The organism is Streptomyces sp. NRRL S-337 (assembly GCF_000720175.1).
GTDB classification, from domain to species: domain Bacteria; phylum Actinomycetota; class Actinomycetes; order Streptomycetales; family Streptomycetaceae; genus Streptomyces; species Streptomyces siderophoricus.
On record NZ_JOIX01000005.1, the window covers coordinates 20,071 to 46,358 of the forward strand.

Sequence of the window (26,288 nt, forward strand, 5' to 3'; positions counted from 1 at the left end):
AGCCGCCACTGACAACGGACCGGCGCGGGTCCATCACCCCCGAGCAGCCAGGAGGACGAGGGGGGCGCGATGCGTGGACCGCGCCCGCACGCCCGGGCGGTGCACCCGTCGCCGTCGCGATCCCCCGGCGGCCCCGGCGGAGCGCCCGTCGCGACCTTCTAGCGGCCCGCGTGGTGCGCCCGCCGCGTCGCGTAGGCGATGCCCGCCGCGACCGCGGCGAGCAGGGCGACCGTGGTGAGGGCGACCGGCAGCGTGCTGGTCTCGGCGAGGAACCCGATGGCGGGCGGGCCGAGCAGCATGCCGCCGTAGCCGACCGTGGAGGCCACCGCGACCCCGTCGGACCCGCCGGCCTCACCGGCCCGGGCGATGGCGATCGGGAAGATGTTGGCGAGCCCGATCCCGGCGACGGCGAAACCGAGGCAGGCCGCCCAGGCGGTGGGGGCGAGCGCGCCGAGCAGCATGCCGGCGGCCGCCGTCGTACCGCCCGCGATCAGCGACCGGGCGGCCCCGAACCGCTGCACCACCGCGGTCCCCGACAGCCGCCCCGCGGTCATCGCCAGCGCGAACACCGCGTAGCCGGCGGCTGCGAGCCCCGGCCCGGCGGACAGGTCCTGGGAGAGGTGCAGCGCACCCCAGTCGGCCATCGCGCCCTCCCCGTAGGCGGTGCAGAGGGCGATCAGTCCGAAGACGAGGACGAGACGGCGCCCGCGGGACGGGCCGGCGTTCTGTGGGCGGTCCGAGGACGCCGGCAGCCGCTCGGGGACGACGGGGGCCGGGTGGGTGTGCAGGACGCGCCCCGCAACGGCCGTCACCAGCAGGCCGATCACGGCGAGCAGCAGCAGGTGCACGGTGGGGGAGAGGCGGCCCGCGATCAGGCCTCCCAGGCCCGCACCGAGCATGCCGCCCAGGCTGAAGGCCGCGTGGAAGCTAGGCATCACCGGGCGGCGCAGTGCCTCGATCAGGTCGACGGCGGCACTGTTCATCGCGACGTTGAGCGAGCCGTAGGCGGCGCCGAAGACCAGCAGGACGAGCCCCAGAGCGGTCGCCGAGTGGGTGAGCGGCGGGAGCACGATGCTCAGCGCCATGGCGGCCCCGGAGGCGGTCGTCACGGCATGGCTGCCGTACCGGCGGCACAGGCGCCCGGTCAGCATCATGAAGGCGACCGCGCCCGCCGACACGCCGAGCAGGGCGAGCCCGAGCGCGCCGGCGCCGGCGCCGGTCTGCTGCTTGATCGCGGGGATCCGCACGACCCAGCCGGCGAACAGGAAGCCGTCCATGGCGAAGAACGCGGTGAGGGCGAGGCGGAGTCGGGTCAGGGCGGCGCGGGACGGATCGGAGGGGGACGGGGTCGGGTGTCGATCGGCGAGGACGGGGCCGTGGTGCTTCCTCCAGGCCCACCGTATTTTGTTTAGCGTCGGCACAAAGTCAGAATAGGGGGGTGACCCAGATTCGGACAACCAGGTTGGAGCGGGGCCGTGGCGCCCTCGGACCCGCACTGGAGCTCGTACACACCGGACGCGCGCCCACCCGTGCCGTGCTGACCTCGGAACTCGGCGTGACCCGCGCGACCGCGGGCGCGGTGGCCGCCGAGCTCGAAGCGCTCGGATTGATCACCGTCGACTCCCGGCCGACCGCCTCCGCCGGCTCCCAAGGGCGCCCGTCCCACCGGCTGTTCGTCAACGAGAACGGCCCGGTGGTACTCGCCGCACAGATCCACGCCGACGGGTACCGGGTCGCCCTCGTCGGCCTCGGCGGGCGCATCGTGGCGACGACGAGCGGCTGCGGCACCATCCCCGCCGATCCGGCCCTCGTCCTCACCGAGGCCGTCGCGGCCGGCTCGGAACTGCTGCGCGAGACCGGGCGGCGCTGCCTGGGCGCCGGGTTGGCGGTGCCGTCCGCCGTCGCGGAACCGGATGGCGAGGCCCTCAACCCGCTGCACCTCGCCTGGCCTTCGGGCGCGCCGGTGCGCGCACTCTTCCTCCAGGCGCTCGCGGATGCCGGCATCCCCGGCGTCACCGAGGCGATCGGTTTCACCGGTAACGACGTCAACCTCATGGCGCTCGCCGAGCACCGGCACGGCGCCGGCCGGGGCGCCCGTGACCTGCTCTGCGTGGCCTCCGGCCACCGGGGCGTCGGCGGCGCGCTGGTGCTCGACGGGCGGCTGCACAGCGGCAGTTCGGGGCTGGCGCTGGAGGTCGGCCATCTGACCGTCAACCCCGAGGGTGCGCCCTGCCACTGCGGCAGCCGCGGCTGCCTGGACGTCGAGGCCGACCCGCTGGCCTTCCTCGTCGCGGCCGGCCGCGAACCGGGCCCCGAGGTCTCGCTGCTCCGGCAGGCCGCCGACCTGCTCCGGGACGATTACGCCGACCCGGGCGTACGCGCCGCCGCCGACCTCCTCGTCGACCGGCTCGGCCTCGGGATCGCCGGGCTCGTCAACATCCTCAACCCCGACCGCATCATCCTCGGTGGACTCCATCGCTCCCTGCTGGAGGCCGACCCGGAGCGGCTGCGCGCGGTGGTCGCCGACCGCAGCCTGTGGGGCCGTAGCGGCGGCGTACCGATCCTGCCGTGCAGCCTCGACTACAACAGCCTGGTGGGCGCGGCGGAGTTGGCCTGGCAGCCGGTGCTGGACGATCCGCTGGTGGTGCTGGGGCGGTAGCGACCGCCGCATCGCGGCAGCGGTCGAGCTCCTCGCAGCGGTGGCGATCCCGGCGACGGACCACTACACCCGCCCACCCCCCGAAGGGGGGGGTGGGTGGCGGGGAAAAATGAGGCGGAGGAAGCGGCGGAGGAAAGCGGCGGGAAGAGAATGCGGCCCAGCGCCGCAAACTAGGCCGAGGAGGCCGCCACCCGCTCCCCACTCCGCCCCCACTCCGCCGCGAAGGCCCGCGCCGGGTTGTCCGTCAGGCAGCGGGTCACCAGGTCGGCACCCAGGGCGAGTTCGAGCCGGGCCCGGAGGCGGCGGAGCAGGTGCGGCATGCCGGGGCCGCCGTCGACCGAGCGCGCGGCGGCCGTCGTGGTGTCCCCGCCGAGCAGGATCCGGTCACCGAAGCCCGCCTCCGCCAGCGCGGCCAGCGCCTCGGGCAGCCGCCAGTCCGTCGCGTGGTTCGCCCGCGACGGCCCGTCGAAGGCCAGATACGCGCCCGCCTCCGCGGCCGCCCGGTGGACCGCGAGATCGGGCGAGCGGTTGAGGTGCCCGAGGATCACCCGGTCCGGCGACACCCCCAACTCGCCACAGAGGAGCTCCAGTACGTCCAGCGCCCCGGTGCCCAGCTCCAGATGGACCCCGATGGCCGCACCCGTTGCCCGCTGGGCCTCGGCGGCCGCGGCCATGGTGTACCGGGCGTGCGGGTCCAGCCCGTGGAACCCGCCGGCCACCTTGATCATCCCGGCCCGCGTCCCGGTGCCGCCGATACCCTCGGTCAGCTCGGTGACGAACAAGTCGGCCAGACCCGGACGGACGCGTTCCACGGTTCCCGGCGCGTAGTGCGCCGCCTGATGCAGCCCGGTGGCGGCGACCACGGTGACCCCCGACTCCCGTGCCAGCCGCGGCAGTTCGGCGGCGCCCCGCCCCATGCCGTACGGCGTCCACTGGATCACCGCAGCGCCGCCGGCCGCCCGGAACGCGGCCAGTTCCGCGGCCGCGGCACCGGCATCGGCCAACTCCTGCCCCGGAAGTTGGGGGCTGCGCAGGAACAGGTGGTCGTGTGCGTCGCAGACGCCGAGATCGGCGGGCGGGATGTCGCCCAGGACCGTACGGATCGTCGGCCCGGTCACCACTGCCGCCCCGCGCCGAGCCCGGCGATGCCCGGAGCGGACAGGTGCAGCACCTGATAGCGATCGCCTGCGGACGGCGGAACGTCCGCCGCGGCGTCCGCCCAGAGGGTGAAGCGGATGAGCTCCCAGTGCCGTGGGTCGAGCGCCACCACGGCGCTGTGCGCGCCGTCCGACGCGGCCAACTCCTCCTGTGCGGCGGCCGCCTCCGCCACTACGGTGGCCACGTCGGCACCCTCGGGGAGGGCCTCGGCCCGCCGTGTGTACGCGCGGGGAACGGCACCGGCCGCCGGGCCGGGCCGGTGGAAGAGCCCCCGCCAGTGCTGGACGACCGGCCGCCCGAAGTCCCGGACCACACCGCGGAACCCGTCACCCAGCAGGAAGCGGTTCATCGCCTCGGGGTCCGCCCAGAGGTAGAACGGCGCGTACTGGTTGACCGGCGAGCCGTCGACACCCCGCTCCCGCATCCCGTACGCCTTGAGGCCGAGCCCCTCGTAGGCGTCCAGAAGGTGGCCCTTGGACCGCACCCGCTCCCGGATGATCCCCATGTCGTAGTCGGCGGGCAGGGTGACGGCGTATTGCATGGCGTGCATCGGGTCTCCGAAGTCGATACGGGTGCGGACGGACGGGCAGACGGGCAGAGGGACGGGGCGGACGGCGGTGTGTCACCCACCGTCGGCGGCCGGGGCGGGGCCGGCGGCGCTCCCGGTGGCCCGGGCCGCGAGCAGGGCCAGCACACCGCGTACCGCCGCATCGAACGGCGCCGGGTCGTCGGCCGCCCGGGCCAGTACGTATCCGCCCTGGACGACGGCCGCGACGGTGGCGGCGGTGGCTTCCGGATCGAGTCCGGCGGCCAGTTCGCCGCGGCGCACTCCCTCGGTGAGGACCTCGGCGATCCGTTCCTGGAGCCAGCCGAACATCTCGTCCAACGGGGCCCGCAGTTCGGCGCTCTGCACCACGTCGCGGTCCTGCGTCATCCGCCCGATCGGGCAGCCGCGCAGCACCCGCCGCTCGCGCAGCAGATAGGCCGCCACCCGGTCGTACGCCGTACCGGGAGTGGCCAGGCACTCCTCGGCGGCTGCCCTCATGTCCTCCGCGGTCCGCCGGATGGCCGCCAGGGCGAGGTCGGACTTGCCGGAGAAGTGGTGGTACATGCTGCCCTGTCCGACGCCGGCCCGCTCCAGGATCGCCTTCGGACTGGTACCGACATAGCCGCGCTCCCAGAGGAGCTCCTGAGTGCTACGCACCAGCCGCTCCTGCGCGCCGAGCCGTGGCTGCGCTGCCGGAGGGGCGGGCGGGTGCTCCTGAGTGCTCATGATCAAGACTGTACATACCAGTAGTTACAGAAATCAAGGGAGGGGTGAGGGAGGGTGTGGCTTGCAGCGAGGGGGGCGAGGAGCGCGAGGGGGCGAGGAGGGCGAAGGGGCGAGGAGGGCGAAGGGGGCGACGAAGCAGCCCCCTCGGCCCCGCGTACTCCCCGCGTGGTACTGGCGAAGCCGCTGGCCGTACGACGACTGGCGGGCCTCGGGGGACCAGGCTCGGAAGGGCAACGACGCCCGTCCCGCAAGGGCGGCGATCCCGTCCTCCCAAGGAGCTGATTGCGATGTTCGAGCTGGCCCAACCCTGGTCCGGTGGCGGCCCCGGCCCCTGGATCCTCTTCGTCCCGTTCCTCTGGGCGCTGGCGGTCTTCGGCCTGGTCACGCTGCTGCGCCGCACGGTCTGGCGCCACGGCGCGCCCGGTCCGCGGTTCGCCGGCGGCCCGCGCTCCGCCGCCCGTACGGGTCGCACCGCCGGCCCGTCCGGTGCGGACGTCCCGTCCCCGATCGCCGTACTGGGGCGTCGATTTGCGGCGGGTGAGATCGACGAGGAGGAGTGCTGGCGCCGGCTGTCCGTCCTGGAGGAGCACTTCGCCACCGGCGGACCCAAGGGCGGCGCGGCGTAACAGGCCGCGGCGTCTTCGCTCCTGTCCGCGGCGGCCGGCGGTCAGCGGTCAGCGGCCGGGGGTCAGCGGTCCGGTGGTCCGGCGCCCGGCGCCCGGCGGCTTCCCGGCTGGGCGCCGGTGCTGGCCGCCGGTAGTGAGGGGAGTGTCGTCTCTGCGTTTCTGCCCACGCTCCAGGGCAGTTGGCGGCTGTCGCCCTGTCGCCCTGTCGCCCTGTCGCCCTGTCGCCCTGTCGCCCTGTCGCCCTGTCGGATCGGCCGGATCGGTCGTCCGTTGGGACGGCTGATCGGCCGGATCGGTAGGCCGCCGGGTTGGCCGACCAGGGTCAGCCGACCCGGGCGCCCCGTACGCCGCTCCGGGGCGCGGTCTCGGCAGGCGTACGGGCGGGGGTGTCGTCCAGCGGCAGCGGGTCCCAACGGGAGCGGACCGTGCGGGCCTCCCCGGGCGCGGCGGTCAGGGCCGGAAGGGTGAACCACACGACCTTTCCGCCGCCCTCCGGGCGCATCCCCCAGCTCTCACTGAGCGCCGCGATCAGCGCCAGGCCGCGACCGCAGGTCTCCCAGTTGCCGGCGGTCCGGATCCGTGGCAGCCGGGGATCGTCGTCGTGCACGGAGACCGTCAATTGGCCGATGAGAAGGCACAGTTCGACGGTGCAGCGTTTGCTGGGGCTCGCGTGCCGGTGGACGTTGGCGAGGAGTTCGGTGACCCCGAGCGTCACGGGGTCTATCAGGGCGTCGAGATGCCAGCGCCGCAGCTGGGCGGAGACGATTCTTCGCACATGTCCGATGCGTGCCGGAACGGCGTGGAGCTCCACCGTGCAGTGCCTGCTGGGCTGCGTGATCACGACCGCGACTCCCTGATGAGGCCGGGCGCCCCCCGTTCCTGGCAGGGCGAAGATCGGATCCAGCGATGCCCACTGCACCACAGCGTCACCGCTGGTGAACCCTCAGTGATACGAGTCCAGGGTCAGTCAGACGGTGCGCTCCCGCAACCGCACCTCACCGGTCGCGGCGGCGGGTCAGGAACGCGGCGGCCGGGCCGTTTCCAGGGCCTTGAAGAAGAGTTCCGGTGTGTCGAGGGTGAGCGAATAGCGGTGGCCGTTGAGGGTGGCCAGCGCCCGGTCCCGCGCTGCGAACAGCGGTTTGTGGGCCTCGACCGACTGCAGCGGGGCGCTGTCGATCTCCGTGCCGTAACTGGTGAGCAGTACCAGTCGGCCGTCGCTGATGACCACCTGTCCGGCGCGGGTCAGCGACCGCAGTGAGCGCTCGATCCGTACGCCGGTCGCGGTGAACTCCGGCTCCGCCATGGCCGGCACCTCCTCGGTGAGACGGGCGGATCCCCTCCACCGCCCCTTGTGGGAAGTTTGCCGGGAGGGCGCCCGGCGCACCAGTGCCGCACGTCACCGGGCGGGGGCACGGTCCCTCGGGCGCGCCGGTCGCGGCGGTCCGTCGCTCACCGGATGCCGCCCTCCCGGGGTCCTTCACCGGACGACTCCGCCGGCGATCCCGTTGGCGATTCCGCCGGAAACTCCGCCGCAAGAAGCCCGCCCCAGGGCTGCCTTGGGGTCTCTCAAAGTGATGTTTATGCAGGTGAGAAGGGTGCGGCCGATGGCTATAGTCGGAAACAGGCCCGGCGGTGTGCGCGGGCTCGCAACCGTCTGAGGAGTGCGCCGGTGAGTACCGCACAGCAGCCCACGAGCCGGCCCGGCGACACGGTCGCGGCCGGGGCCCCGATGCCGACCGTCGACGTCGACCGCTCGGATCCGGACTACCGGGACTGGCTGAAAGAAGCCGTACGCAAGGTCCAGGCGGACGCCAACCGCACCGCCGACACCCACCTCCTGCGCTTCCCGCTGCCCGAGAAATGGGGCATCGACCTCTATCTCAAGGACGAGTCGACGCACCCCACCGGCAGCCTCAAGCACCGGCTGGCCCGTTCGCTGTTCCTCTACGGCCTCTGTAATGGCTGGATCCGGCCGGGCAAGCCCGTCATCGAGGCGTCCAGCGGCTCCACGGCGGTCTCCGAGGCGTACTTCGCCAAGCTGATCGGCGTCCCCTTCATCGCGGTCATGCCGGCCACGACCAGCCGTGAGAAGACCCGGCTGATCGAGTTCCACGGCGGCCGCTGCCATCTCGTCCAGGACCCGCGGACGGTCTACGAGGTCTCCGCCCGCCTCGCGGCCGAGTCCGGCGGCCACTACATGGACCAGTTCACCTACGCCGAACGGGCCACGGACTGGCGCGGCAACAACAACATCGCCGAGTCGATCTACCAGCAGCTGCGGCTGGAGCGGTACCCGGAACCGGCCTGGATCGTGGCCACCGCGGGCACCGGCGGCACCTCCGCGACCATCGCCCGTTACGTCCACTACATGCAGTACGACACCCGGATCTGCGTCCCCGACCCGGAGAACTCCTGCTTCTTCGACGGCTGGCTCACCGGCGACGCCAAAACGGACTGCGCCACCGCCTCCCGCATCGAGGGCATCGGCCGGCCGCGGATGGAACCGAGCTTCGTGCCGGGCGCGATAGACCGCATGATGAAGGTCCCGGACGCGGCCAGCATCGCCGCCGTACGCGCCCTGGAGGCGGCGATCGGCCGCAAGGCGGGCGGCTCGACGGGGACGGGGCTGTGGAGCGCCCTGAGGATCGTCGCCGAGATGGTCGCCGAGGGCCGTACGGGATCCGTCGTCACCCTCCTCTGCGACCCCGGCGACCGCTACCTCGACAAGTACTACTCGGACGACTGGCTGGCCGCCCAGGGCCTGGACATCACGCCCTATGCGCGCACGCTCGACGAGTTCCTGGCCACGGGGCGCTGGCCCTGCTGAGCCCGCGGCGGCTCACCTCCTGAGCCCGCTTCCGGGTGAGGGCCCGCTTCCGGGCAGGGGGGAAGGGGGCCGGGAGGCGGGAGTGACGGGGGCGGCATGGGGGAGTGACGGGGGCGGCATGCGGCCGACCGCGAGGCCACAGCGCCGACGGGGGCCGACGGGGCCGACGTCCGCCCGGTCGCGGTGCCGACGCGGCTGACCTCGGCTACGGGCGGGTTAGGCGGTGGTCCAGCGCCCGTGCCGACTCCCGGAAGGCCCGGCCCAGGCCTGGCCTGGCCAGCCCCATCGCCCAGCGGAACGGCGCCGGGCCGTCCGCCGCGAACGTCCACCGCAGACGGGTGCCACTGCCTACCGGCATCAGCCGCCAGTCCTCCAACAGGGCGCGCAATCCAGGGGCGTTGGTGGTGTCGACCCGGTAGGCGTAGTGCGCGTCCGGCTCGGCCGCCAGCACCGTCTCGGCGAAACGGGTGCCTCCCGTGAGCCGTACCTCGCGTCCCCGGCCGTCGTGCGTCGACGACGCCCACGCCACCCCCGTGAACCAGGATGACCACCCGGCCACGTCGTCCGCGAGCGCCGCATAGACCGCCCGGGGCGGCGCGGCGACCTCTCCGGTGAACACCAGCCGCAGCGGCGCGGACTCGGCGAAGTCCAGCTCGACGGCGCGAAGTCGGCGTGCCATGGACGAGCACCCCCTGGGGGACGGGAGGGAACGGGCCGGTACGGAAGGAACGGGTCAGTGCGGGAGGGGCCGGGCCGGTACGGGAGGACGGCCCGGTACGGGCAGGACGGGGCGGGGGCGGGAGGGAACCCGCTGGGCGGCAGGGGTGATGGTGGGTGAGGTGGCGGGGCGCACACCGTACCTGACGCATCATCAGCTGGCCAGCCCTTCACTCTCCGGGTGGGCGCCGCAGCCGTCAGACATCTCCGTCCACCCGTCCGCCCTTCGGACCGTCCTTCGTCCGCTGGCCGTCAGAGGTCTCCGTCCTCCGGGAGCTCGCCCGCCACCACCAGCTCCGGCGGCAACTCCGCGAACTCGGCCCGGGCTTCCGCGGGCAGTCCCGAGTCCGTCACCAGCACATCGACCTCGTCCAGCGTCGCGAACGAACTCAGCCCGACCGTGCCCCACTTGGTGTGGTCGGCGACCACCACCACCCGCCGCGCGGACCGGACGAAATGCCGGTTGGTCTCGGCTTCCGCCAGATTCGGCGTCGATAGCCCGGCTTCCACCGATATGCCGTGTACTCCGAGGAACAGCACGTCGAAATGGAGCGAGCGGATCGCGGCATCGGCGACCGGTCCCACGAGCGTGTCCGAGGGCGTCCGTACTCCGCCCGTCAGCACGACCGTCGCGGCCCCCGCACGGGGCGCCGCACCGCCGCTGGCCGCCGCCCGCTGGGCGGTGTAGAACACATCGGCCACCCGGACCGAATTCGTCACCACCGTCAGATCCGGCACGTCCAGCAGCTGCTGCGCCAGTGCGAAGGCGGTCGTGCCGCCCGCGAGCGCGATCGCGCTGCCGGGCGCCGCCATCTGGGCCGCTGCCTTGGCGATGTCCTCCTTGGCGCTCAGCTCCAGCCCGGACTTCGCCTCGAACCCGGGCTCATGGGCGCTCGGCTCGCTGACCGGCACCGCGCCGCCGTGCACCTTCTCCACCATGCCCTGGCGGGCCAGCGCGTCGAGATCGCGACGGACCGTCATGTCGGACACGCTCAGCTTGCGGGTGAGCTCATTGACCCGCACCCCGCCGCGTCGCCTGACCTCGTCGAGAATCAGGGCCCGCCGCTGCTCCGCGAGGAGGTTCTGGTTGTCGCTCACCCCACCCGTCCCTTCCGCCCGGCTCGCCGTGTCGTAGCGCCGGCTCCCGCCTGCGATCACTGATGCCCTCATCCTCGCACGAGGCACTGACACCGCCGCCGTCCCGACGAACACCGCCGGAACCGAGGCGACCGGTGACACCCCTGGACGCCTCCCTGCCCCTCCGGTTCGCCCGCCTCCCCTTTTGCCGGCGCCTGCCGCCCCGCCTGCCCCGCCCGGCCGGCTCCTGAGGCCCCGCCTGGCCGCCTCCTGGCGCCGCTGCACCCGGCGTCCCACCGATTGCGGGGCTACTGGCCCGCCGGGGGCCTGCCGCCTTGCCGGGGTCTGCCCGCCTGCCGTTGCCCGGAGTCCCCGGCCGCCGCTACCCGCCGCCTCCCGACGCCCTGCCTACTGCCCCTCGCGGAGCTTTGCAGGTCCTGGCGGCTGCCAACCGCCCCTCCCGGAGCCCTGTAAGTCTCCGCGTCCCGCCGAAAGCCCTCAAGGGGTCCTGTACGTCCCAGCGGCTGCCGGCTGCCCCTCCCGGAGTCCTGTACGTCCCGGCGCTCGGCCGACTGCCCCCTGGGGCCCTGTCCTCCCGGCGCCTGCCGGCCGTCTCTCCTGGAGCCCTGTACGTCCCGGGGCCCGCCGACCGCCCCCTGGGGCCCTGTGCGTTCGGCGCTCCGCCGACCGCGGCTCCCGGAGCCCTGCACGTCCCGGCGCTCGGCCGACTGCCCCACCCGCCAACCCGCCCGTTCCGGTACGCCGCCTAGTCGCCTCCCTCAACCCCGTCCACGGCCTGCTCCCGGCGCTGCCGCGCCTCCAGCCGCCTCCCGGGGCTTCCCCCGCCCCCTCCCCCTCTCCCCCTTAGGGGGAGGGGGCGGGGGTGGGTTCGGGGGTGGGGGGATGGGCGTCGCGCGCGAAGCGCACCCAGGGCACGCGGCGCATCCGGCGCACGCGGCGCACCCAGTGCACCTTGCCCACCGGCGCACCTGGCGCACCCGGAACACCTGAGGCCCCGGGGCCCCGCTCAAGTCGTGTCCGCCCCAGGCGGCATGGCGTGGATGCGTCGTCAGCGGGCCGCCGCGCCCATCCGTGTCTCAGTTCGGGTGGATGGGCCCCCGCCGGAAAGGGACAATCCTTGGTGCGCCGCATCACGTTAGCCGGCGTACCAACGCCAAGCCCGTATCAAGACCAACGCAGCACGAAGCCAACGCAGTACCAAGACCAACGAAGCACGAAGGCAACGCAGCGCGAAGCCACCGCAGTCGAAGCCACCGCAGTACGAATACGAAAACGATGCAGCACCAAGACCAAGTGCCGCATCACACAACAGGAACCCGCAACAAGCAGCCACGCACCACAACCGCCCCACAACAGGCGCCACACACAGCCACCAACCGCACCCCACGACACCACACCACGCCACAACCACACCGCACGCGCACCGGGCCCAGCCGCCGCGCGGCCGGGCCACACCGACAACGGGGGACACCAGTGGAGACCGCGGAACCGACACCGACCGACCCGCTCGAACACGATCCTTCAACGAACCGCACCACAGCGCCAGTTGGCCGCCCCACCGACACCCCCCAGCTCTCCCTGGAACCCCAGCTCTCCCTGGAGCTTCTGGTGCACGGTGTGGGTGGCACAACCGCCCAGGACATGCTCGGTGATCCGCGAGTTCAGTTGATCACCGGGGACGACACCGCCGCCTGTTACCGGCGTACGGAGGATGCCGACGCCGAGGAGCGGCCCGGTGACTACCGGGGCGAGCCGGTGCGGGAGGCGTACTGCTGGTCCAACCTCACCTCGGGCAACGGGGCGCGCGCCCTGTGGCTGATCCTGGTGCCCTTCATGGTCGCCAACCTCGCGCACTGGATGCGCCCGGCCGCACCACCCGACCACCGGGCGCAGCGGATCTACGACCTCCTGGTGCGGATGCTCGCCCTCTCCCTGACCGTCCTGCTCGCCGCCGCGGCCTGTGAGGTCGCCCTGGACCTCACGGCCTGGCAGTGCGCCGGAACCCCCGTGTGCGTGGCCGGGAAGTCCTGGCTGGGGTTCCTCAGCCCGGACAACGGCGGCTGGTGGAGCGCCCCCGGCCGGCGGCTGGCGCTCGCCTCGGTGGTGCCGCTGCTCGTCATCGGCTTCCTGTGGTGGCTCTCGCACCGCACCTGGAGCGCCTACGAATCCGCCTCGCCGCCACCACGGGTGCCGGGCAGCTCCCGTTACACCCCGGACGCCGAACGCACCGCGCTGAGCCTGGAGGGCTTCTGGTACGGCCGTCGGCTGGTCGCCCGGCTGCGTGCCGCGCACACCACCGCGGGGGTGCTCACCATCGCGGCGGTGCTGCTCGCGGCCGGTGCGAAGGCGGACGGGACCGGAGGGCACTATTCCGTTCTCGCGGTCACCGGGCGGGCGCTGACCGCCCTGGTCATCCTGCTCGCCGCGGCCACCCTGGTGGTCGTCTGGCGCACCGCGCGCAGTGAGGCCGCGCCGGACGAGGAGACCGACCGGCTCGTCGTCCGCGCGCTGCCCTACGCCGCCCTCGTGGTGCTCGGGCTGATCGCCGTGCACTCCGCCTGGGCGCGGCCCGGCTCGCACAGTTACGGTCCGCTGCCGGGCGCCGCGGCCTTCGGCGGTATCGCCGTCTTCCAGGGGGTGCTGGTCCTCGCCCTCGCGGTGACCGCCTGGGTGCTGCAGCGCGCCGCCGCCCGGGACGACGACGCACGGACGGCGCTACGAGGCATGGGCGGCCCGGCCGTCGCCCTGCTGGCGTGCGCGGTCGGCGGGGTGCTCTCCGGGGGAGTGGCCCAGCGCTTCGCCGACTGGATGGACGGCGGGGCGACGCCGGGTCAGGCGCACGCGCCCGTCCCCGGTCCGCCGGTGCTGCTGTCCTGGCAGGCCTCGGCCATCCCGGCGCTGCTGGTCGTGTGCGTGGTCGTCGCGGTGCTCGCCGCCGTCCGCGTGCTGATCGTCCGCCGCCGGGTCGCCGCGGACGTGCCCGGCCTCTACGACCCGCGCGAACGCCCCGACCACCGCCGTACGCGGGCGATCGCCGGCACCATCGCCCGCGCCGGGCTCACCGACGCGGCGCCCGTCCTGGTCGCCGCCACCTCCGCGGTCACCCTCGTCCTCGGCGCGGGCGCGGTGGCCGGCGCCTGGCTGACCGACCGCGCGCCCGGCCGCGCCACCGAGGGCGCACCGCCCGTCGTGCACGCCGCCGCCGAGACCGCCGAGTCCCTCGGTTCCTGGCTGATGAGCGCCGGCGTCATACTGCTGCTCGCCATGGGGCGGCGCGCCTACCGCGACCACTCCGCCCGCCGCACCATCGGCATCCTCTGGGACGTCGGCACGTTCTGGCCGCGCGCCGCCCACCCCTTCGCGCCGCCCTGTTACGCCGAGCGCGCCGTACCGGACCTCACCTGGCGGATGGCCACCTGGACCGAGCGGTTCGACGGCCGGCTGGTGATCTCCGGGCACTCCCAGGGCAGCGTGCTCGCGGCCGCCGCCGTCTGGCAGCTGGACCTGGTCACCCGCAGCCGGGTCGCCCTGCTGACGTACGGCAGCCCCCTGGAACGCCTCTACGGACGCTGGTTCCCGGCCTTCTTCGGCCCGCCCGCGCTCACCGGACTCCACCGCGAGATGGACGACTGGCGCAATCTGTGGCGGTTCACCGACCCCATCGGCGGGCCGATCCGGCTCACCTGTGAGGACGGCCGCCGGGTCGACCAGGGGCCGCTGCGCGACCCGCTCGCCTTCGGCCGTACGCTGCAGAATCCGCTGCCCGCCCAGATCCTGGGCCACGGCGACTACCAGGCCGACCCGGTCTTCGACACCGTCCGGGCCGAGCTGATCGCCCGGCTCGGCCCGGGGCTGCCGGGGATGCCGGAGCAGCGGCCGGCCGGCGGCCACCCGGACGGCCTGCCGACTCAGGGAAGTTCGGGCAGGTCCTCGGCGTAGAGCAGGGTCAGGTCGTCGGTGCTCGGGTCGGTCAGCTGCGCCACCCGGCCCGCGTGCCGCTCGACCATCGCCTCGAAGGTCTGCCGCGCGGTGCGGCCGTTGCCGAACGACGGGCCCTTCGGCAGCACCGTGAAGTACTTCAGCAGCGCCTCGCCGGCCCCCTCGGCGAGGTGGTACTCGTGCTCCTCGCCCTGCTGCTCGACGATCCGCAGCAGCTCCTCCGGGGCGTAGTCGCCGAACCTGATGGTGCGTGAGAAACGTGACGCCACACCGGGGTTGACCGCCAGGAAGCGTTCCATCTCGGCGGTGTAGCCGGCCACGATCACCACCACGGCTTCCCGGTGGTCCTCCATCAGCTTCACCAGGGTGTCGATGGCTTCCTTGCCGAAGTCCCGCCCGGAGTCCTCGGGGGAGAGGGCGTACGCCTCGTCGATGAACAGCACCCCGCCGCGCGCCCGGTCGAACGCCTCCTGGGTGCGGATCGCGGTCGACCCGATGTGCTCGCCGACCAGGTCCACCCGGGACACCTCGACCAGATGGCCGCGCTCCAGCACCCCGAGGGAGGCCAGGATCTCGCCGTAGAGCCGGGCCACCGTGGTCTTGCCGGTGCCGGGGGAGCCGGTGAAGACGAGGTGGCGGCGGACCGACGCGGCCTTCAGGCCGGCCTGCTGCCGGCGGCGGCCCACCTCGATCATGTTGATCAGGCTGCGCACCTCCCGCTTGACGCTCTCCAGCCCCACGAGGGTGTCCAGTTCGCCCAGTACCTCGTCGGACGGCCGGCTGTGCCCGGCCGGCTCCGGTTCCGGGGTCGCGGCGGTGGCCGGCGGCGGGCTCTGCGCCGGGACGTTGCCCAGCAGCCCGGCGGTCTGCGTCGCGTGCTGCACGGTGGGCGCGGTGCCGGTTCCGGGCGCGGGGACGGCCCGGCTCTCGTCACTGGTGCAGTCCTGGACGGTCGGCCCGTCGCCTTGTCCGGCGCCGCCCTCGGCGAACTCGTAGCCGCCGCGCGCGCACCGCTCCGTACGGCACCGGGTCAGTGTGGTACGGCAGCCGTCGATCACATGGAAGCCGAAGCCGGAACTGCCGGTGACCCGGCAGCCGTGGAACGTGCCGCGCCCCTCGGCGGAGACGTAGAACCCGGCCTCCGCCGGGGAACTGACCGTGCAGCCCTCGATGGTGGGGTCCGCGCCCTTGGTGACGATCACGCCGGTCTGGGCGCCGTCGATGGTGCAGTTGGCGAGGGTGCCGCCGCTGCCGTGGTCGCGGAACCAGGCGCCGGTCGCGGCCTCCCGGATCCGGCAGTCGTCCAGCTGGACGGTGGCTCCGTCGCTCACCGACACCGCGGTGTTCCGCACCTGGGCGAGGTCGCAGTCCACCACGTCGGCCCGGGAGCCGCGGTCCAGGACGAACAGCGCGTCCGGTACGTCGTGCACCCGGGTCGCGTCCAGTACGGCGGTGGCGCCGTCGCTGACCCACACCGCCGGGTAGTCGCCCGTACTGTCGTGGATCTCGCACTGGTTGGCGTCCACCCGCGTGCCCGGGTCCCATACGGACAGGCCGTTCCGCCCGAAGTGGCGCACCGTGCTGCGGGTCAGCGTCAGCACCGAACGGGACCGCAGGTCGACCGCGTTCTCCGGGATGTCGTGGATGTCGCAGTCGGCGAGGGTGAGCACCGCGTCGGTGTCCAGGGTGACGCCGTCGGCGGAGGTGCGGTGCACCGTGCAGTCGGTGAGATGGCCGGTGGCCCGCGCCGCCACCTGGATCCCGGTGCCCTTGATCTCGTACAGCTCGCAGCCCACCGCCTCGACCGCGCTGCCCTCGCCGTTGACCGCCAGGCCCGCGCCCGAGGCGTGGTGGACCTTGCAGTTCTCCAGGCGGGGGTGGGCCCCGTCGCGCACCGTGATCCCGGCCTGGCCGGCGGCCATCACCTCGCAGTCCTCGAAGAGCCCGCCGGCGCCGTCCAGGACGCTGATGCCCACACCGCCCGCGTTGTCGACGGTGCAGCGGCGCACCGTCGGGCGGGCCCCGCCGCGCACCTCGATGCCGGACGCGGACCGGGTCACCACCCGCAGCCCGGACAGCTCGGGGGCGCCGTCCTCCACCAGCAGCGCGGGCGCGGCCGAATCGGTGGCCTCCAGATGGAGGTCGTGCACGGTCGCCGACGCCCGTATCGTCAGCGCCACGCCGTCCGGCGGCGCGATCCGCACCGAGCCGCGCGACCCGTCCGCGCCGCGCAGCGTCACCGCGCGCACCAGCACCAGGTTCTCGCGGTACGTACCGGCCGGGACGGTGAGCACATCACCGTCCCCGGCGGCCTCCAGGGCTGCGGCGAGCGAGCTGTACTCCCCTGTACGGCGCCGCCATCGCGACGTGCCGGAGTGCGTCACCTGGACCGAGCCCTGTGCCATGGCGCTGTCGTGTCCCCACTTCGTGCGGCTGATGTCGGCCCGGCACGCTCCGTCCGCGGATGTCCGCATTCGGGTCCGCCGGGCCCCAGCCGGGAGGCTGGCGCCCCCACCGTAGCGCGCCCGGAGGGCGGCAGTTGACACGGTCAGCTGCTGGTCAGCCGCTGGGGTCCGGGGGCTCAACTCCCGGCGTCCGCGCGGCCCCAGGTCTGGCCCGCGCGCTCCCACTCCTGGTCCCACCGGCGGAAGCGACGCGCCATCAGCTGCCCGACGACCAGCCGCCGGCCGGCCTCGATCAGTCCGCCGGCCGCGGCGGCGGTGCCCAGACCGGCCAGCACCGCATGCGTACCGGCCGTGCTGACGTCCATCGGGCGCGGCATCACCCGGCCACGGCCGTCCGTCCAGATCCGGAACCCTTCGCCGGGCTCCACCGGATGCGGCGCCGCGATCTGCCCGATGTGCGGGCTGCCGTCGACGGCCGTCCAGCGGGCGATGACCCGGAGGTGCGCATCGCGCTGCGACGAGGTCTCCGGATCGGGGTCGAGCGGGGCGCGGGAGACCAGCCGGTCGACGCTGACCCGGACCAGATGCCGCTGCTGGTGCTGCAGCCGTACGGTCTCCAGCAGGGCGCCGTGCGCCGCCCGGCCGGTGAACCAGCCCGCCAGGGGCGCCGCGAGGACGATCAGGAGCGCGGCCGTGAGGGCCGCCCAGGCCTCGATCCGGTCCGTGCGGCGGCGCAGCGGATTGCGCCGCCAGCGCCAGACTCCGGTCATCGCGCGCATCGTCGCCCCCTCTCGTGTCCGTTGAATACCGCATCAGGGGCGGTCCACGCGAGGGTTGTGCGAAGAGAGAGCTACATCACGCCCCCGGCGCGCGATGCCCGGCGGTGGGGGGAAGGGCGGTCCGGCCGTGCGGCACGGGCCCGCCGTACGGCGCCGGCGCAGGTCAGCGCAGCCGGACGGCCAGCGTCACCTCGGCCCCCGGCATGCCCGTCCCGGCCGGCCCCGAGGCGACCGAGAACCGGTCCGCCACCAGGCGCGCCAGCCACAGCCCGCGCCCCTTCGGCGCGCCGTCCAGACCGGGCAGCAGCTCGGGGATCACCGCCTCGCTGAACCCGGGGCCGGTATCGCTGATCCGGCACTCCAGTTCGTCGCCGATCCGGCGCAGCACCAGCCGTCCCGAGCCGCCCGCGTGCTCCACGGCGTTGCCCGCGATCTCGTCGACGGCGAGCACGAATTCGCCCCGCCGGGGCTCGCACAGGCCCTCCCGGGCGGCGCATTCCTCGACCAGCAGCCGCAACTGCGGCAGCAGCCGGGCGGTGAACCGCCGCTGGAGCAGCCGGCGGCCGGACCCCTCGGTCGGGTCCGCCGGATCCGTGTTCACCACGGCCGTACCACCTCCTCCCACACCAGCCGCGGCAACTCGTCGCCGCCCAGCCGGCACAGCGTCCGGCGCTGCCCGCCCTCGCGGCGCACCTCGACCACATCGTGGCCCACGGCGCCGTGGACCAGCAGGAGCAGGCCGACGGCGCAGCTCACCGACAGGAAGTGCAGCCCGGTCAGATCCACCGTCAGCCGCCGGGCCGGTGCGGTGTGCGCCAGCGCGATCCGCAGCGCCCGCGTGAAGGCGTCCAACTGGGCGGCGTCCGCCTCACCGATGAAGCGCAGCGCGCCGTCCGGCTCGCGCTCCCGGCACAGGCTGCCCAGCCGCTCCAGCAGCGCGCGCGGATGCGCCCGTTCCATGGCGGTGAGCACCGCGTCGCCGAACCGGCGGCGGTCGTAGGCGCAGATCTCGGTGTACGGCCGGCCGGTGAACAGTGCCCCGGTGCCGGTCTCGCGATGCGTCATCGCCTCGATGCCGGCGCCGAGCGCGGCCACCCAGCCCATGTCGATGAACGCTCGCAGTCCCGCGTACCCCTCGGCCGTCGCCCGGTCCGTCTCGGCGTGCAGCCGGCCCATCTGGCGGGCGGCGGTGAACTCCGCGTCGGGGCGGATCACTTCGCGCATGCTGCTCACCACCAACTGGCCGCGCTCGCGGGCGCGCAGCGTGCTGCGGCTGGGGAAGTCGAGGCGGGCCAGCACCTCTTCCTCGGGCACGTCGGGGCAGGGCAGCACCAGGACCTTCTCGCCGGGGGCCAGTCCGAGCCGTACGAACGCCGTGACCACGTCCCAGCGCACCTCGTCATTGCCGTAACTCACAAAGGCGTGGTCCCCGGGGCGCAGCTGCTGGACGGGAAGGAGATGGTCGCTCCAAGGGTCGTTCGCAGGCATCGACACGCAGTTCTTTGTCTCCCGTCGCCCTCCGCCGGCGGCGGACGCGACCGGGTGGGGGCCGCGCCGGCCCGTCAGTCGAGTATCTCGAACGGGTCGCCGACGCGGATCGTGCCGACCCCGCGGGGTATCAGGTTCTGGCCGAAGACCAGACGGTCACCGAAGCGGCGGTGCCGGGCGAGGGTACGCAGCGGTTCCTTGCCGCGCTCCGCGGTGAGCTGGTCGGTGGTCGTGACGACACAGCGGGAGCAGGGCTTGACGATCTGGAAGACCACCTCGCCGATCCGGACCCGGCGCCAGTCGTCCTCCGCCCAGGGGGCGGTGCCGTCCACCACCACATTGGGCCGGAAACGGTTCATGGGCAGGGGGCCCTCGTCGGCGTGGTCGCCCTGCGCGATGAGGGAGTTGAGGGCGTCGAGCGAGGACGTCGTGGTCAGCAGCAGCGGGAAGCCGTCCGCGAAGCTGACCGTGTCCCCGGGTGCGGAGTACTCCGGATCGACCGGCCGGCGCTTCTCCGGGAGGTCGAGGTACATCAGCCGGCACTCGACACCCAGATACGCGCTGAACCACTCCGCGGCGGCGGTGCCCGCGGGCACCGCCTCGACCACGTCCCGCCAGACCTCCACCGGGAGGGTCCCGGTGTACTCGGGCACCTCCACCGTCAGCGGCTCCTTGCCGGGCGCGGTGAGGCGCAGGCCGCCGCCCGGCAGCTCCTCGGCATGCGCCAACGCCAGCGTCGGCTGCTGCCGCTGGGTGATCTGCCGGCGCTCGGCGTCCACCAGCAGCCACCGTCGGTCCCCGGCGAGCCCCCACGGCTCCACGACCGCCTCGCCGGGACCGGACCCCGCAATGGATTTGACCGGATAGAGATGGATCGACTGGAGCGCAGGCTTGAGCATGCGTTCCATCCTGCCAGGCACCTCTGACAGCGGATCCGGTGACCGGGTCAGTACCCGCGCGGATACTGCCGGCCGTACGGATCGTCGTACGCCGGGGCCGGCCGGGGCGCGACCGGAGCGGCCGGCCGCATCGCCTCGTAACCCGTGCCCGGGGCCGGGCGCTGGGGTTGCGGCGCCTGCTGCGGCTGGTAGCCGCCGCGGGACCCCGCCTGCTGGGGGATGTAGGGCGCCGGCGCCTGCTGCAGAGGGGCGACCGGATGCGCGGAGGCAGCCGGGTAGCCCTGCGCGGGTGAGGAGTGGGACGGAGCCGCCGGAAGTGCCGGCAGCGCCGAGGGCAGCACCGGCAAATACGACGAGCCCGTGTCGTAGGGCGAGGGATTCACCCTGATCGGCGCGATCTGCGGCGTGCCGCGCTCGGCCACGAGGCTGTCGTAGATCGGGGTGTCGGGGAAGGAAGGCGAAGCGTAGTAGCCGCCGTAGGTAGAGCGGGGGGAGGTCATGCGTCATAAGTTAAGCCCACGATGTGTCGATTGGGGAGCCTGAAAAGAAGGTTGTTTTACGTGTGCGGAGTGGCCATGGATCCACAATGCGAGCGAACTTGGGAAAATCGGTCGCGATCGCCCGTTGGAATCGTGTAAAGACCTCGCTTCTCGCGGGTGAACAACGGACGTTCGGCGCGGTCGGGGGGCACGTTAGGTTGAGGGAGGTCGCGTACGCGGGGTGCCACGGGTGCCAGCGCACGCGGCACGGCGGACGAGAGGAAGGCGCAGCATGTCGATGCCCAAAGGCGGCAACGTTCCGGTCCCGGCCCCGGCGGTACGGGTGGAACTGGGCTGGCGGGCCGGCCCCGGCACACCGGACGTCGACGCCTCCGCGCTCCTCCTTTCGTCCGGAAAGGTCCGCGACGACGGTGACTTCGTCTTCTACAACCAGCCCGTGCACGCCTCCGGCGCGGTGCGCCATGAGGGGAAGCGCGCCGAGGGCGGTGCTCCGACGGACGGCCTGACGGTGACCCTCGGCGCCGTGGAGCCGGCCGTCGACAAGGTGGTGCTGGCCGCCTCCGCCGACGGCGGCACCTTCGGGAGCGTCCCCGGGCTCCACATCCGCGTACTGGACGCGGCCGACGGCACCGAGCTCGCCCGGTTCGACAGCCAGGACGCCTCCACGGAGACCGCGTTCGTGCTCGGGGAGCTCTACCGGCGCCAGGGGGCGTGGAAGTTCCGCGCGGTCGGGCAGGGGTACGACAGCGGACTCGCCGGTCTGGCCGCCGACTTCGGCATCAGCGTCGAGGAGCCGCCCGCCACCCCGGCCGCCCCCGCGGCGGCGCCCGTTCCGCCGCCCACCGCTCCTGCTCCGCCGCCCGCCGCGCCCCCGGTCGCGGCGCCCGCGCCCCCGGTCGCGGCGCCCGCGCCCCCGGTCACGCCGCCTGCCGCGGCGTTCGCGCCCCCGTTGCCGGCCGGTCAACCGGCGGCGTCAATGGCGCCCCCGCCGGGGCCGCCCGCGCCGGTCCCCGCGCCCCCCGCCGTTCGTCTGACAAAAGTCACCCTCACGAAGGAGGCCCCCGCCGTCTCGTTGACGAAGCAGGGCGGCACCTCCGGGGTGATGCGGGTGAACCTCAACTGGAGCGGCGGCAGCGCCGGCAAGCGGCTGACCCAGAAGCTCGGCCGCAAGGCGATGCAGGCCATGGGCGCCCGCGGCGCCCTGCTGCCCCCGTCCGGCGAGCTGGACCTCGACCTGTGCGCGCTGTACGAACTCACCGACGGCGCGGCCGGGGTGATCCACCCGCTGGGCAGCAACTTCGGTGCCCTGCACGCCCCGCCGTACATCCAGCTCGACGGCGACGACCGCACCGGCGCGGTCGCGGCCGGCGAGAACATGACCATCAACCTCGACCACCAGGCGCGCATCAAGCGCATCCTGATCTTCGTCACCGTCTATGCCGGCGCCCGCACCTTCGAGGGCCTGAACGCGACGGTCACCCTCCAGCCGCAGCACGGCGCCCCCGTCGACTTCACCCTCGACGCCTGCACGGTCCCGTCCAACGTCTGCGCACTGGCCCTGATCACCCACACCGGCGGCGAACTCGTCGTCCAGCGCGAGGCCCGCTACCTCGTCCCCCAGCCCGGCGTCAGCCCGCAGCGCACCGTCGACCACGCCTACGGCTGGGGGCTCAACTGGTCGCCGGCCAGCAAATGACCGCCCCCCGGGGCGCGGCTCACGGTGCACCGTACGTCCGGCCCTTCCAGGCCGCGCCGCGCCCCCGGTAGTGCTGCACCGCCGAGTCCACCGTCATCAGGAGGTAGAGCAGCGCCGTGAACGGCAGCAGGGGCGCGGTCCACAGCGGCTGACCGTAGTAGCGCAGCATCGGCAGGTACGTCCCGCACATCACCGCCCAGGCCGCCCCGCCCAGCGCCGCGAGCACCGCCCCGCCGCCGGCCAGCCCCGCCACCAGCGCCACCGGTGGCGCCAGGTAGACCAGGGCCAGCCCCAGGACCGTGCCGAGCAGCAGCTCCGGCCGGTGCAGCAGCTGCGCGTACGCGCTGCGCGAGACCATCCGCCACAGCTCGGCCAGCCGCGGATACGGCCGCACGCTGTCCACCCGGTCCGCGAGCCCCAGCCAGACGGCGCCGCCCGAGCGCTTCACCGCCCGCGCCAGCGTCACGTCGTCGATCACCGCGTGCCGGATCGCCTCCGGAACCCCCGCCCGCTCCGCCGCCTCCCGCCGCAGCAGCACACAGCCGCCGGCCGCCGCCGCGGTCCGCGACCCCGGCCGGTTGACCCGGCGGAACGGGTACAGCTGCCCGAAGAAGTACACGAACGCCGGCACGATCAGCCGCTCCCAGCACGTCACCACCCGCAGCCGTGCCATCTGGGACACCAGGTCCAGGTCCGCCGACCGGGCCGCCGCCACCAACTCCCGCAGGCTGTCCGGGGCGTGGGCGATGTCCGCGTCGGTCAGCAGGAGATAGTCCGGTTCCATCCGCTCCCGTGCGAGCGCGATCCCGTGCCGGAGGGCCCACAGCTTCCCGGTCCACCCCGGCCCCGGCTCCCCGGGCGAGGTGACCGTCAGCGGCAGCCCGCCCCGCGCGGCCGCCAGCTCCCGCGCCAGCGCACCGGTCCCGTCGCCGCTGCCGTCGTCGACCAGGAACACCTCCGCCCGGCCCGGGTACTTCTGGCCCAGCAGCGAGGGCAGGCTCTCCGGCAGCACCGCGGCCTCGTCCCGCGCCGGCACCACCACCGCGACCGACGGCCAGCGGTCCGGGTCCCGGCGCTCCGGCAGCCGGACGTCGGTCCGCCAGAAGAAGCTTTGGCCCAGCAGCAGCCACAGCCAGGCCAGCAGCGACCCGGCACCGATCCACTCCATCGCTCCCACGGCCGCAGTCTGCCGCACCGGCCCGGCCGCCGGACGTCCCCGGCACGGGCCCGGACCGACGTGTCTCCCGGACGGGGCGCGGCGGGGGGACACGTGGGACCAGGGCCACCCGCTCGCCGGGCCGGTATGACAAGTGGGACCCGCCGCCCGGTAAAGTGTCCGGGTGAAGATCGCGCTGATGGACTCCGGAACCGGCCTGCTCGCGGCGGCCGCGGCCGTACGGCGACTGCGGCCGGACGCCGATCTGATCCTCTCCTCCGATCCCGACGGCATGCCCTGGGGCCCGCGCACGCCCGAGGACGTCGCGGCACACGCCCTCGCGGTGGCCCGGGCGGCCGCCGCGCACCGCCCCGACGCACTGATCGTCGCCTGCAACACCGCGTCCGTCCACGCCCTGCCCGCGCTGCGCGCCGAACTGGAACCGGCCGTCCCGGTCATCGGCACCGTCCCGGCCATCAAACCCGCCGCGACCGGCGGCGGCCCGGTCGCCATCTGGGCCACCCCCGCCACCACGGGCAGCCCCTACCAGCGGGACCTGATCGAACGCTTCGCCCGCGGCGTGGACGTCACCGGCGTCGCCTGCCCGGGGCTCGCCGACGCGGTGGAGCAGGCCGACGAGGCCGCCATCGACGCGGCCGTCGCCGTCGCCGCGGGCCGTACCCCGCGCGACGTGCGGGCCGTCGTCCTGGGCTGCACCCACTACGAGCTGGTCGCCGAACGCATCCGCGCCGCCCTCCAGCAGCCCGGCGCCCCGGCGCTCGTCCTGCACGGCTCGGCCGAGGCGGTCGCGGCCCAGGCGCTGCGCCGTATCGGTGCCGAGCCGGCGCCCGCGGCCACCCCGGCCGGCGGACTCACCGTGCTCCTCAGCGGCCGCACGGCGGAGCTCCCCGCCGCCACACTCGCGTACGCCGAGGGCCGGCTGCTGGCCCAGTCCCGTACGGACACCGCCGGGGCGCTGAGCGGCTGAACGGGGCGTTCGACACCCTGCCGCAGCGTGCGAAGACGCGTACGCTGCGTCTCATGAGGGACCACCCCCACGAGGGGGCAGCAGCCCCCGGCGCAGACGGCAGCACGGACGGCGGTACCGACGGCGGTACCGACGGCGGTACCGACGGCACCGGCCGGCCCGCGGGGCCGGGGCGGGTGCCCCGCGGCGCGTACGCGGAGATCCCCGAGGTCTGGCACGGCAGCGCCACCAACCGCATCCAGTGGCTGCTGGCCGCGATCGGGGCGGCCTGTCTGGCGCTCGGCATCGAGCTGGCCGTCGACAGCAGCTGGACCTCCGGACTGGCGCCGCTGGTGATGGCGGTGGTCGGCTGTGTCGCGGCCGGCCTGCTGGTGCTGTTCGGCACGCTCGCCTTCGTCCACGTCGCGGTCCGGGTCGACAAGGAGTGCCTGGAAGTGCGCTGCGGCCACATCGGGGTGCCGCGCCGCCGGATCCCCCTCGACACCGTCGTGGGGGCCGAGTTCGCGCCCCGGGTCACGCCCCGCCACTGGGGCGGCTGGGGCTACCGCTGGCGCCCGGACCAGGGCATGGCGGTCGTCGTCCGCCGCGGGGAGGCCGTGGTCCTCCGGCTCGGCGACGGGCGCACCTTCACGATCACGGTCGACGACGCCGAGGGCGCGGTCCGGGCCGTCCGCGGCCGGCTGCGGCCGCGCAAGGGGAGCCCGGCGGGCGCCTGAGCACGCGGCGGGGCGTGCGTCGGGGGCGTGCGGAGCGGGTCCGCGCTTCGGGCTCGGGGAGCCCCCCCCCGGGGCGTCCCGTAGGGTCGGAGCATGGCAACACCCGAATTCATCCGTGACCTCCGGAGCTCCATCGGCCGGCAGCTGCTGTGGCTGCCCGGGGTGAGTGCGGTCGTCTTCGACGACGACGGGCGGGTCCTGCTGGGCAAGCGGGCCGACACCGGCGGCTGGTCGGTGATCGGCGGCATCCCCGAGCCCGGTGAGCAGCCCGCCGAGACCGCGGTGCGCGAGGTCTACGAGGAGACCGCGGTACGGGTCGTCCCCGAGGGGGTGGTCCTCGTCGAGACCATGCCGCCCACGGAGTACCCCAACGGCGACATCTGCCAGTTCATGGACGTGACGCTGCGCTGCCGCGCGGTCGGCGGCCAGGCCCGGGTCAACGACGACGAGTCGCTGGAGGTCGGCTGGTTCGCCATGGACGCCCTGCCGGAGCTGGACGCGTACGCACTGACCCGCATCCGCCGGGCCGTCGCGGCCGGCCCGACGTGGTTCCACGGGATGGACGAGGTCTAGAAGAGGGCACCCGCCCGAAGGTACGGCCGCCTTACAGCAGCTCCGGCGACTACAGCTCCTCCGGCGGCTACAGCTCCTCCGTCGACGGGTCGTCCATCGGGGCGGAGGGATCACCGGGAAGCGGGGGCAGCTGCGAGCCCTCCGGGGCGTCCGGTTCGTCCGGCCCGGTCGGTTCGCCGGGCGAGTCCGGGCCGGTGTCCTGGTCGTCCGCCTCCTCCGTGTGCATCTCCCGTTCGTCCTTGCTGCAGGCCGAGATCCAGGTGCCGGTCGGCCCGCTCTCGTAGTGGCAGAACCAGCCGCGTACGGACAGCGTGCCGCGGTCGTCACCGGCCTCCCGCGGTGCCCGCAGGAAGAATTCGGTCATCACGTCCCGGGCCTGCGCGCACGGCACCGTGCCCCCGGCGCCCGGATCCGCGTACAGCGCGACGTCCCCCTCCTGGCCCAGTGCGTCCTTCAGCCGCCCGCAGCTCACCGGCTGGCCGGGCACACCCGGTGAGCCCTCCCCGGTGGGCTGCGGCCCGGGCCCCGTACCGGTGCCGCTGTCGTCCCCGTCCGCGCAGCCCGCCGCGGCCAGCGCGAGCAGCACGGTCGGCACGGTGATCAGCCTCCGCATGTGGGACTCCCTCGTGGGCGGTGCAGGCGGCGCGCTGCGTCGTACGACGCTAGGAGCCCGGCGGGAGCGCGGCGAACCGGGACGGCCGATCAGGTGACCCGGCGCGTCGCGCCCACCGGCACCGGGCCCGGGCCGCAGCGCACCGCCCGCCTCCCCGTCCGCCGTCCTGTGCCGGCCA

General features: G+C 74.1%; 24 protein-coding genes. 8 read left to right on the plus strand and 16 right to left on the minus strand.

Features of this window, described 5'->3' with window-relative positions; genetic code table 11:
• Nucleotides 1-158: 158 nt before the first annotated feature.
• Nucleotides 159-1,421, minus strand: a complete 1,263-nt coding sequence (locus IG62_RS0106190) for an MFS transporter (protein WP_420711048.1) — start codon at nucleotides 1,419-1,421, stop codon at nucleotides 159-161.
• A gap of 17 nt (nucleotides 1,422-1,438) precedes the next feature.
• Between IG62_RS0106190 and IG62_RS0106195 the strand changes: the two genes are divergently transcribed.
• On the plus strand, nucleotides 1,439-2,659 hold the full coding sequence (locus IG62_RS0106195; protein ID WP_030798471.1) for an ROK family protein: 1,221 nt from the start codon (nucleotides 1,439-1,441) through the stop codon (nucleotides 2,657-2,659).
• Between the two features lie 170 nt (nucleotides 2,660-2,829).
• On the opposite strand, the gene IG62_RS0106200 is transcribed toward IG62_RS0106195, so the two are convergent.
• The 3 genes from IG62_RS0106200 to IG62_RS0106210 all read right to left on the minus strand — a co-directional run bounded on the left by IG62_RS0106200 (nucleotide 2,830) and on the right by IG62_RS0106210 (nucleotide 5,090).
• A complete protein-coding gene (locus tag IG62_RS0106200) occupies nucleotides 2,830-3,777 on the minus strand; it encodes a phosphotriesterase (RefSeq protein WP_420711049.1) in 948 nt (315 codons plus the stop codon).
• On the minus strand, nucleotides 3,774-4,367 hold the full coding sequence (locus IG62_RS0106205) for a DUF4865 family protein (RefSeq protein WP_030798474.1): 594 nt from the start codon (nucleotides 4,365-4,367) through the stop codon (nucleotides 3,774-3,776). Before IG62_RS0106205 ends, IG62_RS0106200 begins: the two co-directional genes overlap by 4 nt.
• Nucleotides 4,368-4,439: 72 nt before the next feature.
• Nucleotides 4,440-5,090, minus strand: a complete 651-nt coding sequence (locus IG62_RS0106210) for a TetR/AcrR family transcriptional regulator (protein ID WP_051797688.1) — start codon at nucleotides 5,088-5,090, stop codon at nucleotides 4,440-4,442.
• 287 nt (nucleotides 5,091-5,377) lie between these two features.
• Here IG62_RS0106210 and IG62_RS0106215 point away from each other — a divergent pair, with 287 nt between their 5' ends.
• Nucleotides 5,378-5,716 (plus strand): membrane protein, encoded by a 339-nt coding sequence (locus IG62_RS0106215; protein ID WP_030798479.1) that lies wholly within the window; start codon nucleotides 5,378-5,380, stop codon nucleotides 5,714-5,716.
• A gap of 322 nt (nucleotides 5,717-6,038) precedes the next feature.
• On the opposite strand, the gene IG62_RS0106220 is transcribed toward IG62_RS0106215, so the two are convergent.
• The gene (locus IG62_RS0106220) at nucleotides 6,039-6,557 is read right to left on the minus strand and encodes an ATP-binding protein (RefSeq protein WP_030798481.1); all 519 of its coding nucleotides are present in this window, start codon (nucleotides 6,555-6,557) and stop codon (nucleotides 6,039-6,041) included.
• Between the two features lie 174 nt (nucleotides 6,558-6,731).
• Entirely contained in the window at nucleotides 6,732-7,019 is a 288-nt protein-coding gene (locus tag IG62_RS0106225; RefSeq protein WP_030798483.1) for a hypothetical protein, read from the minus strand.
• A 426-nt stretch (nucleotides 7,020-7,445) separates the two neighbouring features.
• On the opposite strand from IG62_RS0106225, the gene IG62_RS0106230 reads away from it, so the two are divergent.
• Complete coding sequence (locus IG62_RS0106230; RefSeq protein WP_037837897.1) at nucleotides 7,446-8,543, plus strand: PLP-dependent cysteine synthase family protein; 1,098 nt, start codon at nucleotides 7,446-7,448, stop codon at nucleotides 8,541-8,543.
• Nucleotides 8,544-8,748: 205 nt separating this feature from the next.
• On the opposite strand, the gene IG62_RS0106235 is transcribed toward IG62_RS0106230, so the two are convergent.
• Together IG62_RS0106235 and IG62_RS0106240 are read right to left on the minus strand one after the other, a co-directional pair.
• Nucleotides 8,749-9,222, minus strand: a complete 474-nt coding sequence (locus IG62_RS0106235) for an SRPBCC family protein (protein WP_030798487.1) — start codon at nucleotides 9,220-9,222, stop codon at nucleotides 8,749-8,751.
• A 290-nt stretch (nucleotides 9,223-9,512) separates the two neighbouring features.
• Nucleotides 9,513-10,358, minus strand: a complete 846-nt coding sequence (locus IG62_RS0106240) for a DeoR/GlpR family DNA-binding transcription regulator (RefSeq protein ID WP_030416704.1) — start codon at nucleotides 10,356-10,358, stop codon at nucleotides 9,513-9,515.
• A gap of 1,641 nt (nucleotides 10,359-11,999) precedes the next feature.
• On the opposite strand from IG62_RS0106240, the gene IG62_RS0106250 reads away from it, so the two are divergent.
• The gene (locus tag IG62_RS0106250; protein WP_234326316.1) at nucleotides 12,000-14,297 is read left to right on the plus strand and encodes a hypothetical protein; all 2,298 of its coding nucleotides are present in this window, start codon (nucleotides 12,000-12,002) and stop codon (nucleotides 14,295-14,297) included.
• Here IG62_RS0106250 and IG62_RS0106255 read toward each other — a convergent pair.
• The 6 genes from IG62_RS0106255 to IG62_RS0106280 all read right to left on the minus strand — a co-directional run bounded on the left by IG62_RS0106255 (nucleotide 14,267) and on the right by IG62_RS0106280 (nucleotide 20,368).
• Complete coding sequence (locus IG62_RS0106255) at nucleotides 14,267-16,702, minus strand: right-handed parallel beta-helix repeat-containing protein (protein ID WP_030798491.1); 2,436 nt, start codon at nucleotides 16,700-16,702, stop codon at nucleotides 14,267-14,269. The two genes, IG62_RS0106250 and IG62_RS0106255, sit on opposite strands and share 31 nt — an antisense overlap.
• A gap of 176 nt (nucleotides 16,703-16,878) precedes the next feature.
• Nucleotides 16,879-17,472 (minus strand): hypothetical protein, encoded by a 594-nt coding sequence (locus tag IG62_RS0106260; RefSeq protein WP_078871864.1) that lies wholly within the window; start codon nucleotides 17,470-17,472, stop codon nucleotides 16,879-16,881.
• Nucleotides 17,473-17,644: 172 nt separating this feature from the next.
• Entirely contained in the window at nucleotides 17,645-18,085 is a 441-nt protein-coding gene (locus IG62_RS0106265; protein ID WP_030798494.1) for an ATP-binding protein, read from the minus strand.
• Nucleotides 18,079-18,969 (minus strand): MEDS domain-containing protein, encoded by an 891-nt coding sequence (locus IG62_RS0106270; protein ID WP_030798496.1) that lies wholly within the window; start codon nucleotides 18,967-18,969, stop codon nucleotides 18,079-18,081. The genes IG62_RS0106265 and IG62_RS0106270 overlap by 7 nt, the downstream gene beginning before the upstream one ends.
• 74 nt (nucleotides 18,970-19,043) lie before the next feature.
• Nucleotides 19,044-19,868: an MOSC domain-containing protein gene (locus IG62_RS0106275; RefSeq protein WP_030798498.1), complete on the minus strand. Its 825-nt coding sequence runs from the start codon at nucleotides 19,866-19,868 to the stop codon at nucleotides 19,044-19,046.
• A 47-nt stretch (nucleotides 19,869-19,915) separates the two neighbouring features.
• On the minus strand, nucleotides 19,916-20,368 hold the full coding sequence (locus IG62_RS0106280; protein ID WP_030798500.1) for a DUF6643 family protein: 453 nt from the start codon (nucleotides 20,366-20,368) through the stop codon (nucleotides 19,916-19,918).
• Nucleotides 20,369-20,639: 271 nt separating this feature from the next.
• On the opposite strand from IG62_RS0106280, the gene IG62_RS0106285 reads away from it, so the two are divergent.
• Nucleotides 20,640-22,064, plus strand: a complete 1,425-nt coding sequence (locus tag IG62_RS0106285) for a TerD family protein (protein ID WP_030798502.1) — start codon at nucleotides 20,640-20,642, stop codon at nucleotides 22,062-22,064.
• 19 nt (nucleotides 22,065-22,083) lie between these two features.
• On the opposite strand, the gene IG62_RS0106290 is transcribed toward IG62_RS0106285, so the two are convergent.
• A complete protein-coding gene (locus tag IG62_RS0106290; protein ID WP_030798505.1) occupies nucleotides 22,084-23,232 on the minus strand; it encodes a glycosyltransferase in 1,149 nt (382 codons plus the stop codon).
• A 172-nt stretch (nucleotides 23,233-23,404) separates the two neighbouring features.
• Between IG62_RS0106290 and IG62_RS0106295 the strand changes: the two genes are divergently transcribed.
• The 3 genes from IG62_RS0106295 to IG62_RS0106305 all read left to right on the plus strand — a co-directional run bounded on the left by IG62_RS0106295 (nucleotide 23,405) and on the right by IG62_RS0106305 (nucleotide 25,497).
• On the plus strand, nucleotides 23,405-24,208 hold the full coding sequence (locus IG62_RS0106295) for a glutamate racemase (protein WP_030798506.1): 804 nt from the start codon (nucleotides 23,405-23,407) through the stop codon (nucleotides 24,206-24,208).
• 53 nt (nucleotides 24,209-24,261) lie between these two features.
• Entirely contained in the window at nucleotides 24,262-24,924 is a 663-nt protein-coding gene (locus IG62_RS0106300) for a hypothetical protein (protein ID WP_030798508.1), read from the plus strand.
• A gap of 93 nt (nucleotides 24,925-25,017) precedes the next feature.
• Nucleotides 25,018-25,497: an NUDIX hydrolase gene (locus tag IG62_RS0106305; RefSeq protein WP_030798510.1), complete on the plus strand. Its 480-nt coding sequence runs from the start codon at nucleotides 25,018-25,020 to the stop codon at nucleotides 25,495-25,497.
• 67 nt (nucleotides 25,498-25,564) lie between these two features.
• Here the strand turns inward: IG62_RS0106305 and IG62_RS0106310 are convergent, their stop codons facing one another.
• Nucleotides 25,565-26,110, minus strand: a complete 546-nt coding sequence (locus IG62_RS0106310) for a hypothetical protein (RefSeq protein WP_030798512.1) — start codon at nucleotides 26,108-26,110, stop codon at nucleotides 25,565-25,567.
• Nucleotides 26,111-26,288 lie beyond the last annotated feature (178 nt).

Bases quoted from the DNA above. Each gene is read 5' to 3' on its own strand.
- IG62_RS0106205 (WP_030798474.1), bottom strand. From the start codon at position 4,367: ATGCACGCCATGCAATACGCCGTCACCCTGCCCGCCGACTACGACATG.
- IG62_RS0106210 (WP_051797688.1), bottom strand. From the start codon at position 5,090: ATGAGCACTCAGGAGCACCCGCCCGCCCCTCCGGCAGCGCAGCCACGG.
- IG62_RS0106215 (WP_030798479.1), top strand. From the start codon at position 5,378: ATGTTCGAGCTGGCCCAACCCTGGTCCGGTGGCGGCCCCGGCCCCTGG.
- IG62_RS0106225 (WP_030798483.1), bottom strand. From the start codon at position 7,019: ATGGCGGAGCCGGAGTTCACCGCGACCGGCGTACGGATCGAGCGCTCA.
- IG62_RS0106230 (WP_037837897.1), top strand. From the start codon at position 7,446: ATGCCGACCGTCGACGTCGACCGCTCGGATCCGGACTACCGGGACTGG.
- IG62_RS0106235 (WP_030798487.1), bottom strand. From the start codon at position 9,222: ATGGCACGCCGACTTCGCGCCGTCGAGCTGGACTTCGCCGAGTCCGCG.
- IG62_RS0106250 (WP_234326316.1), top strand. From the start codon at position 12,000: ATGCTCGGTGATCCGCGAGTTCAGTTGATCACCGGGGACGACACCGCC.
- IG62_RS0106255 (WP_030798491.1), bottom strand. From the start codon at position 16,702: ATGGCACAGGGCTCGGTCCAGGTGACGCACTCCGGCACGTCGCGATGG.
- IG62_RS0106260 (WP_078871864.1), bottom strand. From the start codon at position 17,472: ATGACCGGAGTCTGGCGCTGGCGGCGCAATCCGCTGCGCCGCCGCACG.
- IG62_RS0106270 (WP_030798496.1), bottom strand. From the start codon at position 18,969: ATGCCTGCGAACGACCCTTGGAGCGACCATCTCCTTCCCGTCCAGCAG.
- IG62_RS0106275 (WP_030798498.1), bottom strand. From the start codon at position 19,868: ATGCTCAAGCCTGCGCTCCAGTCGATCCATCTCTATCCGGTCAAATCC.
- IG62_RS0106280 (WP_030798500.1), bottom strand. From the start codon at position 20,368: ATGACCTCCCCCCGCTCTACCTACGGCGGCTACTACGCTTCGCCTTCC.
- IG62_RS0106285 (WP_030798502.1), top strand. From the start codon at position 20,640: ATGTCGATGCCCAAAGGCGGCAACGTTCCGGTCCCGGCCCCGGCGGTA.
- IG62_RS0106290 (WP_030798505.1), bottom strand. From the start codon at position 23,232: ATGGAGTGGATCGGTGCCGGGTCGCTGCTGGCCTGGCTGTGGCTGCTG.
- IG62_RS0106300 (WP_030798508.1), top strand. From the start codon at position 24,262: ATGAGGGACCACCCCCACGAGGGGGCAGCAGCCCCCGGCGCAGACGGC.
- IG62_RS0106305 (WP_030798510.1), top strand. From the start codon at position 25,018: ATGGCAACACCCGAATTCATCCGTGACCTCCGGAGCTCCATCGGCCGG.
- IG62_RS0106310 (WP_030798512.1), bottom strand. From the start codon at position 26,110: ATGCGGAGGCTGATCACCGTGCCGACCGTGCTGCTCGCGCTGGCCGCG.